The organism is Clostridium sp. HGF2, assembly GCF_964240115.1.
Taxonomy (GTDB): Bacteria; Bacillota_I; Bacilli_A; order Erysipelotrichales; family Erysipelotrichaceae; genus Clostridium_AQ; species Clostridium_AQ innocuum.
Window position 1 is genome coordinate 716,899 of record NZ_CAXSSO010000001.1, and the last position, 14,847, is coordinate 731,745.

Here is a 14,847-nt window from a genome sequence, read left to right on the forward strand (position 1 = left end):
AATCATGATTAGTTTTGTACGAGTTGACGATCGTATCATTCACGGTCAGATCATCACACGCTGGTCCAAGGAATATCCTTGTGACGGTATTATCGCAGTAAACGACAAGGCTGCTACCACACCTGTTCTTAAACAGTCATTCGTAGCATCCACAGACAAAAAAGTATTTGTATGGACAAAGGAACACTTCCTTGAGAAGGCACAGACGGTGCTTGACAGCAACAAGCGATACTTCCTGATTACGAAGAATCCGGTTGACATGAAAGAGCTGCTGGTTGACAACAAGTTTGTACCAAGTGATGTAAAACGTGTTGTTATCGGACCTTGCAACGACCGTCCGGGCGCTACCAAGCTGGGACAGAACCAGTCCATCACACAGGAAGAAGCAGAAGCATGCGAAGCGATGACAAACGCTGGTTACGATGTATTCTTTGCACTGCTGGAAGAAACTGCTATCGGTTCCTGGCCAAAATTCAGATCTAAATTCGGATACTAATAAATTGGGAGATTTGTGTTCGAATTAGATTAGATAAATTCAAAAAGGAAAAGGAGATGAATTTATGATTTCTTGGGTACAGGCTGCTTTACTCGGTCTTATGAGTTGTTGTGCGGCCTCCACAATTGCATGTTTAGGTACTACAGTTGGTAACTACACATTGAACAGACCATTGATCGCATCCGTATTTGTAGGGTTGATCCTTGGTGACGTTAAGGGATGTATTCAGATTGCAGTCCCTATGCAGATTATTTATATCGCGCTGGTAACTCCAGGTGGTACCGTAGCAGCGGATTTACGTGCCGTTTCTTACATTGGTATCCCTCTGGCTTGGGCTCTTGCAAAATCCCAGGGTCTTGACCTTGGTGGTGCAGAAGCAAGCAGTCTTGCAGGTGCTTTAGGTGCCATGGTTGGTACTGTAGGTACTGTACAGTTCTATGGAACTGCGATGATGAACCTTGTTTGGCAGCACATTGGATGGGCTCGTCTGGACAAGAAAGATTTCAGTATTATCGGTAAGGTTGAAGTTATTTTCCCTCTTATCTCTCACTTACTGATTTCCTTCATCCCAGTTATGCTGATTGTTTTCTATGGTGCAAGTGCTGTTGACCAGTTCAAGGAAGCACTGCCTATGGATTCCTGGTATATGAAATCCCTGTTTACATTGGGTAGCTTGCTGCCTGCAGTCGGAATCGCAATCCTGCTGAAATCCGTTGTAAACAAGGCAACTGACCTGATCTTCTTCTTATTTGGTTTCACACTGGCAGGTTCTATGGGCCTGACACTGATCGCTGCAACTGCAGTTGGTGCTGTATTTGCATTGATTAACTACCAGATGACGATGATTAAAAACAGAGCTGCAGCAGGTCCTGCAGGAATTGACGATGAGGAGGACATTTAATTATGAAAAAGGTATCGAAAAAGTCATTAAATAGTTCTTTCTGGCGTTGGTTCTATGGTAACCTGACTTGCTTCTCTCATGAGCACATGCAGACATTCGGTTACATGTGGTCCATGTTACCAATTATCCAGGAATTATATGAAACAAAAGATGAGCAGGCTGAAAAGCTGCAGACATATTATCCATTCTTCAACACAGAGCCTCAGATTGGTTCTATCGTAGTTGGTATTACCGCTGGTCTTGAAGAAGCTCGTGCAAACGGTGCTGAAGAAATCGATGATGAAATGATCAATGGTATTCGTGCAGGTCTGATGGGTCCTCTGGCTGGTATCGGTGACTCTCTGATCGTTGGTACGTATATTCCAGTATTATTAGGTATTGCATTAGGTCTTGCGGAAGGCGGATCCATTATTGGTCCTCTGTTCTATATCGTTGTATGGAACGTGACTAGTATCTTCTTCCAGAAATGGATCTATAACAAAGGTTATGAACTTGGTGGTTCTGCTGTAGAAGTTATCGTTGGTGAGCAGGCAACTGCATTACGTGAATCTGTAATCGTTATGGGTCAGGTAATCGTTGGTGCTATGGCTGGTACTTGGGTATCTATTACTACTTCTGTACAGCTGACAACTTCTATTCAGGATAAGAAAGAACTTGTTATCGAAGGTTCCAAAGTAATCGAAAAGGTTACAGGAACTCAGGAAGTACCTGTATTACTGCAGGAAAAACTGGATGGCGCATTCCCTGGCGTATTGACTCTGCTGTTCGTACTGGGCTGCTGGTGGTTAATGGCTAAGAAAGCTGTTAGTCCAATCAAAATTATGCTGCTGATGGTTGTTGTAGCTATCGTCGGTGTTCTTGTTGGATTCTTCGATCCAGGTCTGTCTTACTAATTAACAAAAAAATAGAAATATCATCCCTGCCTCCCAAGTGGGGATGATTTCTTTATAACAGGAGGTATAAGTGATGAAGAAATCAGAGAAGGATGCATTGAAACAGAAAATACAGTCTGAAAATATACTGGTACGACGGCTCGGAAGCTGGGTCAAGGTTGGAGGGATTATTTTCCTTGTGACTGCAGGCCTTTGTGTCTGGGGATTTACCGGCATGAAAGATCCTATTTTACCGGATATCAGTGATACAGTCCGAAATGTAGTTAAATGGATTGCTCTGGTTGGTGCAATTCTATCTGGTGGATTCACCATTATGTCCTTCATGAGCTTCCGTAATGGGAAGAAGCATGTTTTAGCAATGATTGATGAATTGAAAGGGTTTTAAGAATATCCCTTTTCTAATTCTGATGTATGAAAACTTCCTATGGGAAGTTTTTTCGTGTTTATAGCGTGTATAAATGTGTATGAAAATATTGACATACACATCTAAGCGTATTTAAAGACGAAGGAAAATCATATGATGGGATGACTTCAAAGCAGATGATGAAACTGCTTAAACAGGGCACTTTTATTGAGATACAACAGGTAGGTTACCGTAGAATATTGCATAATCCTGTGACCAATAAAAGCGTTGCTGTTCCTTTTCCTGCAAAAGATTTATCCAGCGTTATTTGAAAAAGAAGATAGTCGCTATACTGTTACGTTTCCGGATTTGCCAGAAGCTATCACGTGTGGAGACACATCAGAGCAGGCGATTGAGACGGCCAAAGAGTGTTAGGTCTTTGTTTGGATGTGAGAAAAAGAAAACAAAGAAGAAATTCCTGTAATGAGTGATTCATTTACGATCAACTATGCAAATGGCGTGTTTATTAGGATGATTGAGCTTACTTCCAATAAACTTAATAAACGTTATAACAAAAGAGTGATAAGTAAAAGGTTACAATTCCAGCCTGGCTAAATGAATTAGATGAAATGCTTATGTTTCATGCAGCATCCATACAGCAATCCTGTATTCATACAAAAAAAGGTAAGTGCTTCCGTTTGTACTAGGTATAAGCGTTATCATGCTTCAAAAGTATTTTGGTATTCTGCCTTTTAAACATTCACAAGCCGAAAGAAAGCTGCTCTTTATGATATCGGATCATGTTTCCAATATATGCTATACAATAGGCGGCAAAAGGAATACTATGACTGAATCACCTTAGAAAGTGATATTCATTTACGATAAAAAAGAATAACCGATGATCAGTTATTCTTCCGTTTCTAAATTGGCATTATATATATCGAAATATTTTTCATATAGAGTGAAATCTTCATCAACGAGAATAGCACCCGCAAACAGTGCCTTCGGATATCGGTCAATCGCCTCCTGCGTTGTTGGGCGTGTGTTTTGACTGCGTTCCCATTTTCCGTTTCCTACAACACGATAATCATTATTTACATGCTCAACACATTTATTTCCAAACTTATCCAGCATCATAGGGATATACATTTCCTCGGCATACCAGGATAATTTGAATGTCGTGGAGCAATAGTCAAAATTATCTGCAAGGATCTGTGCACTGGTATGCGTCAGCATAAACCAGGGACTGCCAATTTGAATGACATCATCCAGAGTTCTGCGGATGTGCAAAGCATACAGTAAGCTTCCAAAGCCTCTGGTAATTGCACGTGTTGCTTTTCCTCTGGGAAAGGCCAGAAGATTTGTGAAGGGATAATACTTTAAAGTCTTTTTACGCAGCGCAGGCTCCTCTTTCTCAGAGGTTTCCACATAATAGAAATCCTTACCATTCTGTTCTTCCAGAAATGCGGTAATTTCCTCCCTCGTTTTTATCGGCATCATACCATCATTCAAATTGATATAATAATCAAAGCCTATCTGAACAGCTTCCTTCATTTGAATCAGTGTACCCCTTGCCATTGACATATCGCCTTCCTGAGCGAATTCCTGTGTGTGGGAAATATGTACTCTGGAATAATCCATGTACACAAATTGAACCTGCTCTCTGAGATCATCATCATTTATCATGATAAAAACGTGATCCCCTTGTTTGGTAAGCTGATTGATCGTTTCTACAACCTCATCGTATTTCCGGTCTGAATGCATCAGATATGCTATTTTCATAATCATTCCTCCATATACTACCAGTCTATTATATCATTTTCAGATGAAAATTGTAGTGATAATCGTCATTAGAAACTGGAAGGTAGGAAGAAAAGGTATAGCAGGCAGTGATTTGCTGTAATTAAGCATAAAGCTGTTCAATTTCGAAAGGGAAAATGCTGATCTATTGATTTTATTAGGTTGAATTAGATCATACGAAAACGGATAATATAGTATCTATATATAGACATCAAGCTGGTTTATAGAAAAAATGTTATCTATTTATTTCCGCCTAAAGAGTGTGAAGGGGATTATGGAATCAACGCTTTGATCGTATGGAAAAAAAGGCAATCTGATAAGATTACCTATGCGGTTCGTAAGTGCACTCTTTGGTATATTCTGATTTGACGGATTATATTTCTATGTATGCTGATAAAAAATATCCTGTCACCAATAACAGGATATTCTTTTTCGTGTTATTTCAGCCAGCCGAAATCCTTCAGACAGGCATCCACATTTTCTTCAAAGGTACCAAAATCAATTCCATGTGCTTTCAGCTTTTGAGTATCCAGACGATAATCCCGGAAGCGATCTGCATACCGCTCATGATTTGGAAGGATGCAGGCATCGATCTGTTCCTGTGTGAATCCCAGCTTCTGTGCTACGATTTTAGCGGACTCATAGGTGTTATGCGTGTTGGTATCGGATACATGATAGATACCGGAAGGCAGTTCGATAATTTTATCAAATACATCCGCCAGCTTTTGTGCATACGTCATTCCTCGAATCTCGTTCACCGTAAATTTAGCAGGTGTCTGATAGAACATGGCATTCATAACGTTACGGATAATGTTCGGTGATGCCTTGATTCCCGGACGACTCATGCCAAGCATCCAGGAAAAGCGCAGTATGATGTAGTCCTCCAGCACGGAGGTTATAAAGTCTTCGCATTCCACCTTGTGATTGCCGTATGCCGTAACCGAGCATAACGGTGTATCCTCTGTGAACGGTCCTTCCTCAGTTTTGCCATTGAAACATTGCTCGGTACTGATAAAAATCAAGCGGGCATTCTTCTCTTTACAGGCCTTGGCGATTTCCTTTGTACCGTCCACATTGATGCGGTGTGTCAGCTCCGGATGATTTTCACAGTCCGCTGTCTGTGCCATAGCTCCGGTATGAAAAACATAATCGTAATCATGGGTGTTAAACCAGCTGCGAACAGCAGCAGTATCCCCTAAATCCAGCTCTTTTCTTGTAAGTGGGATGATCTCCATGGAGCTTTGCATAGCCTCTTTTACCAGAGATGCGATAAATCCGTTACCTCCTGTAATCACCATTGTTTTCATTTCTGCTGACCTCTTTCGTTTCGGAAGCCTTCCAGAATAGCAATGGAGCTGCTGGTACCGATTCGTTCAGCACCTGCCTCAATCATAGCCTTGCAGGTTACCCAGTCACGCACACCTCCGGCAGCCTTGACCTTTACATCATCCCCGACTGTTTCCTTCATCAAACGAACATCCTCCAGCGTAGCTCCGCCGGTTCCAAAGCCTGTACTTGTTTTGATATAATCCGGCTTCACCTTTTTTGCGATTTCCGCCAGCTTTTTAATTTCTTCCTTTTCCAGATAGCAGTTTTCAAAGATGACCTTACTGATTACCTTATGCGCACGACAGATTTCTGTAATCTGACGCATTTCCTCTTCAATATAGTCCCAGTGTCCCATCTTTGCTTCACCGATATTGATGACATAATCAATTTCATCAGCTCCATCCTGTATTGCTTTTTTTGTTTCCTCCACCTTGATTTCCAAAACAGTCTGTCCCAGCGGGAAGGAAATTGCAGCACCCACATGCACATCGCATCCCTTCAGCAGCTCTTTGCAAACGCATACCTGTGCGGAGTTGATTGCGACCATTGCAGTACCCAGCTCCCTAGCTTCTTTACATAGCTTTTCAAAGTCTGCTCTTGTCGCATATGCCTTTAAAAAGGTGTGATCGAAATATTTGGCGAGTGATTTTTCTGTTAGTGTATTGATGATATCCATATAATACCCTCCTTTAATGTAATTACATTATAACATTACGAACTTAAGTTGTCAAACAGAAGTCAATCCGTTATAATTAAGATATTGTGAAAAGGAGTCGGACAATTATGGATGAGCGAATCGCAAAACAGTTTACAATCAGTAAGGCATCACCGGTGCCCTTATATTTTCAGCTGAAGACACAGCTGGTGGAGCTGCTGAAGCAGGGGATTTTTCAGGCCGGGGACAAGCTGCCGACCGAAGCGGAGTTCTGTGAGCTGCTGGATATTTCGCGTCCAACTGTGCGACAGGCCTTTTCCGAACTGATCAATGAAGGCTACATCACACGGCATAAAGCAAAGGGGACCTTTGTGTCACGTCCGAAAATTGAAGGCTACTTCTTTCAGAAGCTGGGAAGCTTTGATGAGGAAATGCGCAGTCTTCATCTGACCCCATCCACCAGAGTGATTGTCAGTGAGGTGATTGAGCTGCCGGAGGAGTGTGTGGAGATTTATCCGAAAAGCAAACGGGTATTTCACCTCCAGCGCCTTCGTTATGCAGATCATGAGGAGATGGTTCTGGTCAATACCTTCGTACCGTATGAGCACTTTTTGGATATCGAGCTGGAGGATTTCGAACAGTCTTCCTTATATGATATCTTCTCACAGAAATATCAGACTGAGGTTGCCTATGTCGATCGTACTGTAGAGGCAAGAAAAGCGGGTCAGCGGGAGCGTACGATTCTGAATATGGAGGAGGACGGCGTCCTGATGCATGTGGAAACGGTTGCCTATACACAGCAGGATGAGCCAGTGGAATATTCGATTGCGGAGTACCGCGGAGATCGTAATAAGTTTAAGATGCGATTGATTCGCAGAGAGAATTAACTGTCATTCAGGTGACGGTTTTTTCTTTTCAGATGAATTGTGAGCAGTATGCAAAGGGATGCATATTTTGCCTGTTTTTTTCTTTTTAGCGGTTGACAGAAGAAGGGAAACAGGATACAATACAGGTGTAAATGACATAATGATATAACAACTAGGAGGTGGTTATATGGAATTCTATCCTGGCTTTGATATTGAAAGCAGAGAGAAGGATATGGAATTTGTCTATGGACCGGACGTGTTTGGTCCGAAGCCGGAAAAAAGAACGCTGGAAGCAATCCGCTCCTCCCTGCAGGATCCATCCTGTACAGGTCCTGAAATTCTTTACAGCATTGTTATGGATGTAGGAAGAAAGCAGGATCACACAGCGATTACAGAACGCAATCTGCTGTATGGTGCTGTGACCTATGCAAAGGGAACCCTTGGAAAGGAACCGGTACGTTCCCAGGGGCATATTCACGCAATATCCCCGTCCTGCCAGTCCTCAACCTGTGAGGTGTATGAGATATGGGACGGTGAAGCCTTTATCTATATGCAGGAATATGGAAAGGACGATGCGGGAAACTGTTACGCAGTCCATGCGAAAGCAGGGGAAGTTGTCATCGTTCCACCGGGCTGGGTGCATGCGACCATTAACGCTAATGTGGAAAAGCCGCTGACCTTCGGTGCATGGTGTGTTCGGGATTTCGGCTTTGATTATGAGGAAGTGCGTGCCCATCATGGAATTGCCTATTTTCCGGTCGTAGAGGCTGGTAATATTACCTGGGAAATAAATCCTGCCTACAAAAATGCAAAGCTGCACGTGATAGCTGCACACGACTATCCGCAATTTGATCTGGAGCCGGGCAAGCCGATCTATACGCAGTTTATTGAAGACCCGGATCGCTTTCTGTTTGTATCAAGACCGCAGCTGAAGGAAAAGGAATGGGAGGAATTTCATAAATGAACGTCATTGAACCAAAAGTCATTCATGATTTTCAGGATGTAATCAGAGGCAGTGAGGTAAACACCTCCGTCAAGCTGTATCAGGATGCGAAAGGCTTCTATCGTACAGAATCTGCACTTGCGGATGATACGCTGATGTATGAGGTATATCACTATACGCAGGGGGATGACAAACGCGCAGGCAATCTGAACTGGGGGCTGACTGTATTGTATCCCGTACTGGTAAACGGCGAATGCAATATGACCCGCGGACACTGGCATGAAAACCGGGAATGTGTGGAATTTTATTTCTGCATTGCCGGAGAAGGATTGCTGATGCTGATGGATGAGGATGGGACAACCTGGGCAGAAAAAACCTATCCCGGCTCTCTTCACCATATTGACGGACATCTTGCACACCGGCTGATCAATACCGGTGAGGAGCCGATGAAAATCGGTGCCTGCTGGCCATGTGATGCAGGCCATGATTATGCCGCAGTTGAACGTCAGCCGTTTGGATATCGTATATATAAAGAAGAAGGAACCCTTCGTTTTGAGAAAGTAGAGGACTAGAGATGAAAAGCAATTACAACAAATTTCCATCAACAAAAATCAAAGGACATGAGCACGCTGCTGTTGTCGGCTACAACAATATTCTGGATACGTTGAAAAAGGAAATCCCATCCGGAAAGTATGTCATCACATGTGATGTGTATCCGGGGGTACGGGATGAGGAAATCCTTACAGAGCTGAAAAAGCTGGAGCCTTCCGTGCTGATCAATATGATAGATGTATTCAAGGAAGAAAAAACAATTACAGAGCAGCTGAAGTATATCCTTACCGATGACCGCGTATTCGGCAAGATGTATTATGGAGAGGTTTCTGATTTTATTGATATGGAGAAGCTGGAGGCCGCGAAACAGCAGGTGGAAAAAGCCGATGGTCTCGTAATCGTGTACGGCTTTGGAGCATCACTGGTACATCCTGGCAATAAGCTGGTGTATTTCGATATGGCACGCTGGGAAATTCAGATGCGTTATCGTGCGGGTATGGGAAATTATAAGTGTAGCAATTATGACGAAGACCCGCTGCGTAAGAATAAGCGCGGATTCTTCATTGAATGGCGGATTGCCGATAAGCACAAGATGTCAGTGTTTGAGGATATCGACTGGCTGATTGATACCAATAAGGCAAATGATCCGAAAATGATTCCTGGTACTGCACTGCGCGATGCATTGAAGCAGATTGCACAGCAGCCGTTCCGTACCGTTCCGTATTTCGACCCGGGTGTATGGGGTGGACAGTGGATGAAGGAGGTCTGTGATCTTGACCGTGAAAAATCCAATTTCGCATGGAGCTTTGACGGTGTACCGGAGGAAAACTCCCTGTACCTGGAATTTGCAGATGCTGTCGTGGAGATTCCGGCAATGGATCTGGTGCTGTATCAGCCAAAGCCGCTGCTTGGTGATCAGGTTTATGCACGCTTCGGTGCGGAATTCCCGATTCGTTTTGACTTCCTGGACACCATGGGCGGACAGAATCTGAGTCTGCAGGTACATCCGCTGACAGAATATATCAAAAAGCAGTTCGGTATGCAGTATACACAGGATGAAAGCTACTATATGCTGGATGCCGGAGAAAGTGCCTGTGTATATCTGGGTCTGAAGGACGGTGTGGATCAAAAGCAGATGATTGAGGATTTACGCCGTGCAAACAAAGGGGAAATTGAATTTGATGCAGAGAAATACATCAATAAGTTCCCTGCGAAGAAGCATGACCACTTCCTGATTCCTGCCGGTACCTGCCACTGCTCCGGTAGTGAGGCGATGGTGCTGGAAATCAGTGCAACTCCGTATATCTTTACCTTCAAGCTGTGGGACTGGGGACGCGTTGGTCTGGATGGCCGCCCGAGACCGGTACATGTGGAGCATGGTAAAGAGGTTATTCAGTGGGACCGTACGACAAAATGGTGTGAGGAAAACCTTGTAAATGCAATTCATGAGGTGAAACGCACAGAGGACTATGTGGAAGAACACACAGGTCTGCATGAGCTGGAATTCATCGAAACAAGAAGATACTGGACAGAAACCATCACCCATCATGATACCGCCGGTACCGTCAACATGCTGAATCTTGTGGAAGGAAGAGAAGCTGTTGTGGAAAGTGAAGAAGGAAAATTCGAACCGTTTGTTGTCCATTATGCGGAAACCTTCATTGTTCCGGCAAGCACCGGTAAATATACGATTCGTCCTTATGGAGAGTCTGTCGGCAGCAAAATCGGAATTATGAAGGCTTACGTAAGAAATAACTCCTAAAATATACGCATACATGATATAATAGTTACATGGAGGTGACTTCATGGAAAAGCTGGATTTTGGCAAGGGAGCCGTTCCGTTATATATACAGATAAAGAAGATCATCAAGGATAAGATTTTATCAAAGGAATATGCACCTGGTGATTCCTTACCGAGTGAAGCACAGCTGCAGGAAATCTTTCATGTATCCAGAATTACTGCGCGTCAGGCAATCGCACAGCTGGAGAGTGAAGGGCTCGTTGAGCGTGCCCGCGGCAAGGGAACCAGAGTTCTGTTTCAAAATAAAATTGAAGAGCAGCTTGCAGGTATCAAAAGCTTCACAAATGAAATGCTGGAGCGCGGTATACAGCCGGGGACACGCTGGGCACATATCGAGCTTGTAAAGGCAGACCGGCATGTGGCGGATATCTTCGGATGCAAAAAGGGTGATCTGGTGTATCGGCTGGATCGTGTGCGGACCGGGGATGATGTGCCGATTGTGTATTTTGTCAGTTATTTTTCCAGAGACAGAAATCTGCCGCTGGAGGATGAAAAATATACAGGGAGCATGTATGCGCTGCTGGATGAGCTGAATATCCGCAAGCCGGTGAAAACGCGTGAGAATTTCAAGGCGATAACGGCCCGAAAAGAAGAAGCGGAGAAGCTGGATATTAAAAAAGGCGATCCGCTGCTAATCAGAGAACGTGTATCCTATGATCATGAAGGCAACGTTCTGGAGTATACGATTTCCTATTATCCGGGAGAGCGTTATTCCTACTCTATTGAGCTTGGATAAGGGTGCGATTGCTTCGCATCCTTTTTTCAGGATAAGGGATGATAATTTGTAAAGCAGTCAATGCATAACGCAATACATGCGATAATCGTACGCATGCAGCGTATATGAATGGAGGAACCTATGACAACCTTAGATAAGCGTATTCCCTATTATCCGGTGCTGATGGTATTGACACAGCCACCGGTGATCACGGATATCCCACTGGCACAGGGGTATTCCTTTCACCCCTATGAGTCTTCCTATAAGGAGGCCTGGATTGCATTGCATGTATCGCTTGGTCAGCTGGATAGCATGGAGGCGGGCAGACGTTATTTTGAAGAAACCTTCGAAGCTCAACCAAAGGAGCTTCAGCAGAATATGATTCTGGTGGTTGATGAAAACGGACAGCTTGCAGGTACATCCTCCGTCTGGAAGGGATATCATTTCGGTGAGCGCCGTATGCGGGTGCACTGGGTTGGTGTTGATGAACGGCATCAGAGAAAGGGACTTGCGAAGTCATTGATGCTGAAAACGATTCAGCTGTACAGCAGTCTGCATTGTGAGCATCCTCTGTATCTGACGACACAGACGAACAGCTATGTAGCAATTTCCATGTATCAGCGTCTCGGCTTTACGGCGTATATGGGAAGTATGCCGGTGAATTTTCATGCGAATGCCGAAACCTTTGCAAAGGATAATGAGACTGCCTGGAGGATTATCGGGGAACAGCTGGACAAGCTGTAAGCAGGGAGACATACAGGTCAGCATTCTGACAAGTAAGAGTTGAATGCATTTCAATTAAATAAAAGGAAGCAGGGTCTGTACGCTTAGCGGCAGACATGTGCTTCCTTTTTACATTTCTGTGGTTTTCCTGTCTAAATGGATAAACCGTGAAATTACCCGACAATACTTATATGTGCAACTCTGTATATGTGATAGCATGAATCGATGCCGTTTCGTTCTTTGGATCATTGCGTATTGCCAGAATGTGCTTCAGCAGTGAATTACTCGATAATTTCATTTTCTTGGAAGAATTGATGAACAGAAACCGGTGGGGAGTAATAAAAGCCCTGAATCAGCGTGCAGTGCAGGTCTGTGAGAAACTGTACCTGCTCCTGTGTTTCCACACCTTCCGCAAGTATGGGGATGTGAAGCCTGTGCAGCATAGGGATGATGTGCTGTAAGAGTATCTGCTGGCGGCTGTTCCATGGACCGGCAAAAAAGGAATGATCCAGCTTTACCATATCCACATCGATCCAGCTCAGGACATGCAGGTTGCAGCGGGAGCTTCCAAAATCATCCAGGGAACAACGCAGTCCCGCCCCCTTCAGTCTTTGCACAAACATCTGTACCTGCTCTTTATGTTCAAAGGGAATATCCTCATGCAGCTCCAGCTCCAGCAAGGAAGGATCAACACCATAGCGTTTACAGATATCGAGGATTTCTCCAAGATAGTAGTGTCCGTCCTCAAAGGAAGCTTTGGATACGTTAATACTGATAGGAAGGAGCGGCTGTCCCTGTGCATGGCGCTGTGCAAGAAGCTGACAGACTCGTTCAAACATATAGGTGTCCAGCAGTCGGATGCAGGTATTCTGATCTGCGACAGGAAGAAAATCCTGCAGGGGTATACAGACGCCGTTATGAATCCAGCGAAGCAGTGCCTCTGCACCAACGACCTGCCGGGTCTTTGTATTGACTTTCGGCTGTAGAAACAGCTCGAATTCCTGTCGGTGCAGGGCGTTTAGAATTTTTTGTTCCAGCTGGTAACGGTGATGCAGCTGTTCCTTGGCCTGTCTGGAATAAAAGGCATAGGATGTGGAAAACCGCTCGCAGTCCCGATCATGAAGGCGGCAGTATTCCGCACACTGTATGGCATCCTCCAGAGTATCCAAGGTATACGGCAGGCAGATGCCGAACGATAAAGCAAGCCGTGCCGCATACAGCTGCTGCGCGATTGCATCACAGCAGTCATCCAGGTCATATACCAGACGCAGCGCATCCAGTCGTGTATAGGATGGTAGTAGAAAAAGCAGACGGTAATCTGAAAGCTGTGCAATCTGCGCTCTTTTGGGAAGCAGGTGCTGTGCCTGTTCAGAAAGCTGATTCATAAGCTGTATCACCCGCGTTTTTCCAAACAGCAGCACAAGCTGTTCTGCATGCTTGATTCCCATGGTCATGACACAGCAGTTCAAAGGCTGCTCCTGTGCATGGCCTGTATTTGTTTTTTTCATAGCGACACCTCTGCTGTAAAGTGTTGCCGCTTTTTCTTTTTTTATGTATGCTTTCTGTGTGTACTGCTTGGAATATGCAGAAGCTTACGATATTTGGTGACGGTTCTGCGTGATACGCTGATATCCATCGTCCTCAGCTTGATGACGAGCTGCTGATCGGAGAACGGATGTGAGGGATCCTCATGGCGCAGGATTTCTGTGATTGCCCGCTGTACCGCATCACTACTGTCACCCTGTGCAGTGGCTGTACACAGCAGGCTGCGGATGGGATAGCATTCCCCGTGAAAAAGGTAGTATTTGTGCTGTAAGGCTCGTGATACGGTTGAAACATGCAGACCGAGTTGATCTGCTAGCTGCTGCAGCGTGCAGGATTGCAGCTCATCCCCAAACAGAAAATGATGCTTCTGTATGCTAACAAGCTCATTCATGATCAGTAACAGCGTGGCATTTCTGCGATTCAGTGTTTCAAACAGCAGATTCGCCTCACGGAAATAGGCTTTCAGCTGCTCATTTTGTTCGATTGCCTGCACATACTGCTCCTGCACAAGCGTAGCGCCATAGCGCATGGGTACGATTTGAAGCTGCTGGTCCTGTACACAGATTTCCACCTCTGGCAATATCGTCTCCACGTGTTCTTTTGCGTACGCTGCACAGGGATCCGGATTACAGGTGCGCAGGGAAGCAATGACCTCCTTTACCTCCCTGACGCTCAGCTGCATCCCTCCTGCGATTGCCGCTAAATCACCCTCAACAAGCTCCTGTGCATATTCTGAAAGGATTTGTTCCCCCATGGTATTACGGGTTTTCCTGCATTGCAGAATCAGGGCTTCGCGAATACTGCGTGCCGCAACTCCACAGGGCTCAAAACCCTGCAGGATGCGAAGCTGACCCAGCAGTGTCTCCTCATCAATTTGCAGGTCCTCACAATATGCGGAAACAGAGCCGCTTAAAAAGCCGTGTTCATCCAGCGATTCAATCAGATAGGCGCAGATAGCTTCATCATAGGGCTCACGCAGCGTGTGCAGCTGCATATACAGATCCTCCTGTAAGGACGGTCGTTGTATCGCATTTTGCAAAAGATAATCGTCACCCTGTGCACTGTGATGGAAGTCAAGAAACGGATTTCGCTGTACACATTCGGAAATCAGCTCCAGCAATTCCCGGCTGTCCATCTTCAAAATCTTTAATGCCTGCTGATTCTTGTGTGTCAGGATGTGTGTCTGCTTCATGGTCTGATTCTGCTGCAGGAATTGTGTCATATCATCACCTCTATCACTCTTTTTTATAACCTAGCAAAAAGCGTGCCAACATTTGCACGTTTC

At 44.7% G+C, this 14,847-nt stretch carries 16 protein-coding genes; 11 read left to right on the forward strand and 5 right to left on the reverse strand.

The features are described 5' to 3' along the window. Positions 1 to 4: 4 nt before the first annotated feature. The 5 genes from ACESPQ_RS03425 to ACESPQ_RS03445 all read left to right on the forward strand — a co-directional run bounded on the left by ACESPQ_RS03425 (position 5) and on the right by ACESPQ_RS03445 (position 3,068). On the forward strand, positions 5 to 496 hold the full coding sequence (locus ACESPQ_RS03425; protein ID WP_002611082.1) for a PTS system mannose/fructose/N-acetylgalactosamine-transporter subunit IIB: 492 nt from the start codon (positions 5 to 7) through the stop codon (positions 494 to 496). Between the two features lie 64 nt (positions 497 to 560). Next, positions 561 to 1,397, forward strand: a complete 837-nt coding sequence (locus tag ACESPQ_RS03430) for a PTS mannose/fructose/sorbose/N-acetylgalactosamine transporter subunit IIC (protein ID WP_055200531.1) — start codon at positions 561 to 563, stop codon at positions 1,395 to 1,397. Positions 1,398 to 1,399: 2 nt separating this feature from the next. Continuing rightward, a complete protein-coding gene (locus ACESPQ_RS03435; protein ID WP_055200528.1) occupies positions 1,400 to 2,290 on the forward strand; it encodes a PTS system mannose/fructose/sorbose family transporter subunit IID in 891 nt (296 codons plus the stop codon). Positions 2,291 to 2,363: 73 nt separating this feature from the next. Further along, positions 2,364 to 2,675: a hypothetical protein gene (locus ACESPQ_RS03440; RefSeq protein WP_002611076.1), complete on the forward strand. Its 312-nt coding sequence runs from the start codon at positions 2,364 to 2,366 to the stop codon at positions 2,673 to 2,675. Between the two features lie 327 nt (positions 2,676 to 3,002). Further along, entirely contained in the window at positions 3,003 to 3,068 is a 66-nt protein-coding gene (locus ACESPQ_RS03445) for a hypothetical protein (RefSeq protein WP_257327586.1), read from the forward strand. Between the two features lie 471 nt (positions 3,069 to 3,539). Here ACESPQ_RS03445 and ACESPQ_RS03450 read toward each other — a convergent pair whose 3' ends face one another. The 3 genes from ACESPQ_RS03450 to deoC form a co-directional block, all read right to left on the reverse strand. Then, positions 3,540 to 4,415: a beta-1,6-N-acetylglucosaminyltransferase gene (locus tag ACESPQ_RS03450; protein ID WP_257327571.1), complete on the reverse strand. Its 876-nt coding sequence runs from the start codon at positions 4,413 to 4,415 to the stop codon at positions 3,540 to 3,542. A gap of 455 nt (positions 4,416 to 4,870) precedes the next feature. Beyond that, positions 4,871 to 5,740, reverse strand: coding sequence for a sugar nucleotide-binding protein (locus ACESPQ_RS03455; protein WP_257372265.1), 870 nt, complete (start codon positions 5,738 to 5,740; stop codon positions 4,871 to 4,873). Further along, positions 5,737 to 6,438, reverse strand: coding sequence for a deoxyribose-phosphate aldolase (gene deoC, locus ACESPQ_RS03460; RefSeq protein WP_373143937.1), 702 nt, complete (start codon positions 6,436 to 6,438; stop codon positions 5,737 to 5,739). Before deoC ends, ACESPQ_RS03455 begins: the two co-directional genes overlap by 4 nt. 107 nt (positions 6,439 to 6,545) lie before the next feature. On the opposite strand from deoC, the gene ACESPQ_RS03465 reads away from it, so the two are divergent. The 6 genes from ACESPQ_RS03465 (at position 6,546) to ACESPQ_RS03490 (ending at position 12,038) form a co-directional block, all read left to right on the forward strand. Further along, complete coding sequence (locus ACESPQ_RS03465) at positions 6,546 to 7,304, forward strand: GntR family transcriptional regulator (protein ID WP_008818691.1); 759 nt, start codon at positions 6,546 to 6,548, stop codon at positions 7,302 to 7,304. Positions 7,305 to 7,470: 166 nt separating this feature from the next. Further along, positions 7,471 to 8,247 carry a glucose-6-phosphate isomerase family protein gene (locus ACESPQ_RS03470; RefSeq protein WP_002607793.1) on the forward strand — a complete coding sequence of 259 codons (777 nt, stop codon included), beginning with the start codon at positions 7,471 to 7,473 and terminating at the stop codon, positions 8,245 to 8,247. Further along, a complete protein-coding gene (locus ACESPQ_RS03475; RefSeq protein WP_065532107.1) occupies positions 8,244 to 8,798 on the forward strand; it encodes a glucose-6-phosphate isomerase family protein in 555 nt (184 codons plus the stop codon). The genes ACESPQ_RS03470 and ACESPQ_RS03475 overlap by 4 nt, the downstream gene beginning before the upstream one ends. Before the next feature lie 2 nt (positions 8,799 to 8,800). Beyond that, positions 8,801 to 10,540: a class I mannose-6-phosphate isomerase gene (locus ACESPQ_RS03480; protein WP_373143938.1), complete on the forward strand. Its 1,740-nt coding sequence runs from the start codon at positions 8,801 to 8,803 to the stop codon at positions 10,538 to 10,540. Between the two features lie 43 nt (positions 10,541 to 10,583). Further along, entirely contained in the window at positions 10,584 to 11,315 is a 732-nt protein-coding gene (locus ACESPQ_RS03485; protein WP_008728976.1) for a GntR family transcriptional regulator, read from the forward strand. A 120-nt stretch (positions 11,316 to 11,435) separates the two neighbouring features. After that, on the forward strand, positions 11,436 to 12,038 hold the full coding sequence (locus ACESPQ_RS03490; RefSeq protein ID WP_002607789.1) for a GNAT family N-acetyltransferase: 603 nt from the start codon (positions 11,436 to 11,438) through the stop codon (positions 12,036 to 12,038). A 260-nt stretch (positions 12,039 to 12,298) separates the two neighbouring features. Here ACESPQ_RS03490 and ACESPQ_RS03495 read toward each other — a convergent pair whose 3' ends face one another. Continuing rightward, the gene (locus ACESPQ_RS03495; protein ID WP_065532103.1) at positions 12,299 to 13,525 is read right to left on the reverse strand and encodes an EAL domain-containing protein; all 1,227 of its coding nucleotides are present in this window, start codon (positions 13,523 to 13,525) and stop codon (positions 12,299 to 12,301) included. A gap of 41 nt (positions 13,526 to 13,566) precedes the next feature. Next, positions 13,567 to 14,784 carry an RNA polymerase factor sigma-54 gene (gene rpoN / locus ACESPQ_RS03500; protein WP_257378989.1) on the reverse strand — a complete coding sequence of 406 codons (1,218 nt, stop codon included), beginning with the start codon at positions 14,782 to 14,784 and terminating at the stop codon, positions 13,567 to 13,569. Positions 14,785 to 14,847 lie beyond the last annotated feature (63 nt).

Coding starts and splice junctions, on each gene's coding strand:
- ACESPQ_RS03425 (WP_002611082.1), top strand. CDS start 5: ATGATTAGTTTTGTACGAGTTGACGATCGTATCATTCACGGTCAGATC.
- ACESPQ_RS03430 (WP_055200531.1), top strand. CDS start 561: ATGATTTCTTGGGTACAGGCTGCTTTACTCGGTCTTATGAGTTGTTGT.
- ACESPQ_RS03435 (WP_055200528.1), top strand. CDS start 1,400: ATGAAAAAGGTATCGAAAAAGTCATTAAATAGTTCTTTCTGGCGTTGG.
- ACESPQ_RS03440 (WP_002611076.1), top strand. CDS start 2,364: ATGAAGAAATCAGAGAAGGATGCATTGAAACAGAAAATACAGTCTGAA.
- ACESPQ_RS03450 (WP_257327571.1), bottom strand. CDS start 4,415: ATGAAAATAGCATATCTGATGCATTCAGACCGGAAATACGATGAGGTT.
- ACESPQ_RS03455 (WP_257372265.1), bottom strand. CDS start 5,740: ATGAAAACAATGGTGATTACAGGAGGTAACGGATTTATCGCATCTCTG.
- deoC (WP_373143937.1), bottom strand. CDS start 6,438: ATGGATATCATCAATACACTAACAGAAAAATCACTCGCCAAATATTTC.
- ACESPQ_RS03465 (WP_008818691.1), top strand. CDS start 6,546: ATGGATGAGCGAATCGCAAAACAGTTTACAATCAGTAAGGCATCACCG.
- ACESPQ_RS03470 (WP_002607793.1), top strand. CDS start 7,471: ATGGAATTCTATCCTGGCTTTGATATTGAAAGCAGAGAGAAGGATATG.
- ACESPQ_RS03475 (WP_065532107.1), top strand. CDS start 8,244: ATGAACGTCATTGAACCAAAAGTCATTCATGATTTTCAGGATGTAATC.
- ACESPQ_RS03480 (WP_373143938.1), top strand. CDS start 8,801: ATGAAAAGCAATTACAACAAATTTCCATCAACAAAAATCAAAGGACAT.
- ACESPQ_RS03485 (WP_008728976.1), top strand. CDS start 10,584: ATGGAAAAGCTGGATTTTGGCAAGGGAGCCGTTCCGTTATATATACAG.
- ACESPQ_RS03490 (WP_002607789.1), top strand. CDS start 11,436: ATGACAACCTTAGATAAGCGTATTCCCTATTATCCGGTGCTGATGGTA.
- ACESPQ_RS03495 (WP_065532103.1), bottom strand. CDS start 13,525: ATGAAAAAAACAAATACAGGCCATGCACAGGAGCAGCCTTTGAACTGC.
- rpoN (WP_257378989.1), bottom strand. CDS start 14,784: ATGACACAATTCCTGCAGCAGAATCAGACCATGAAGCAGACACACATC.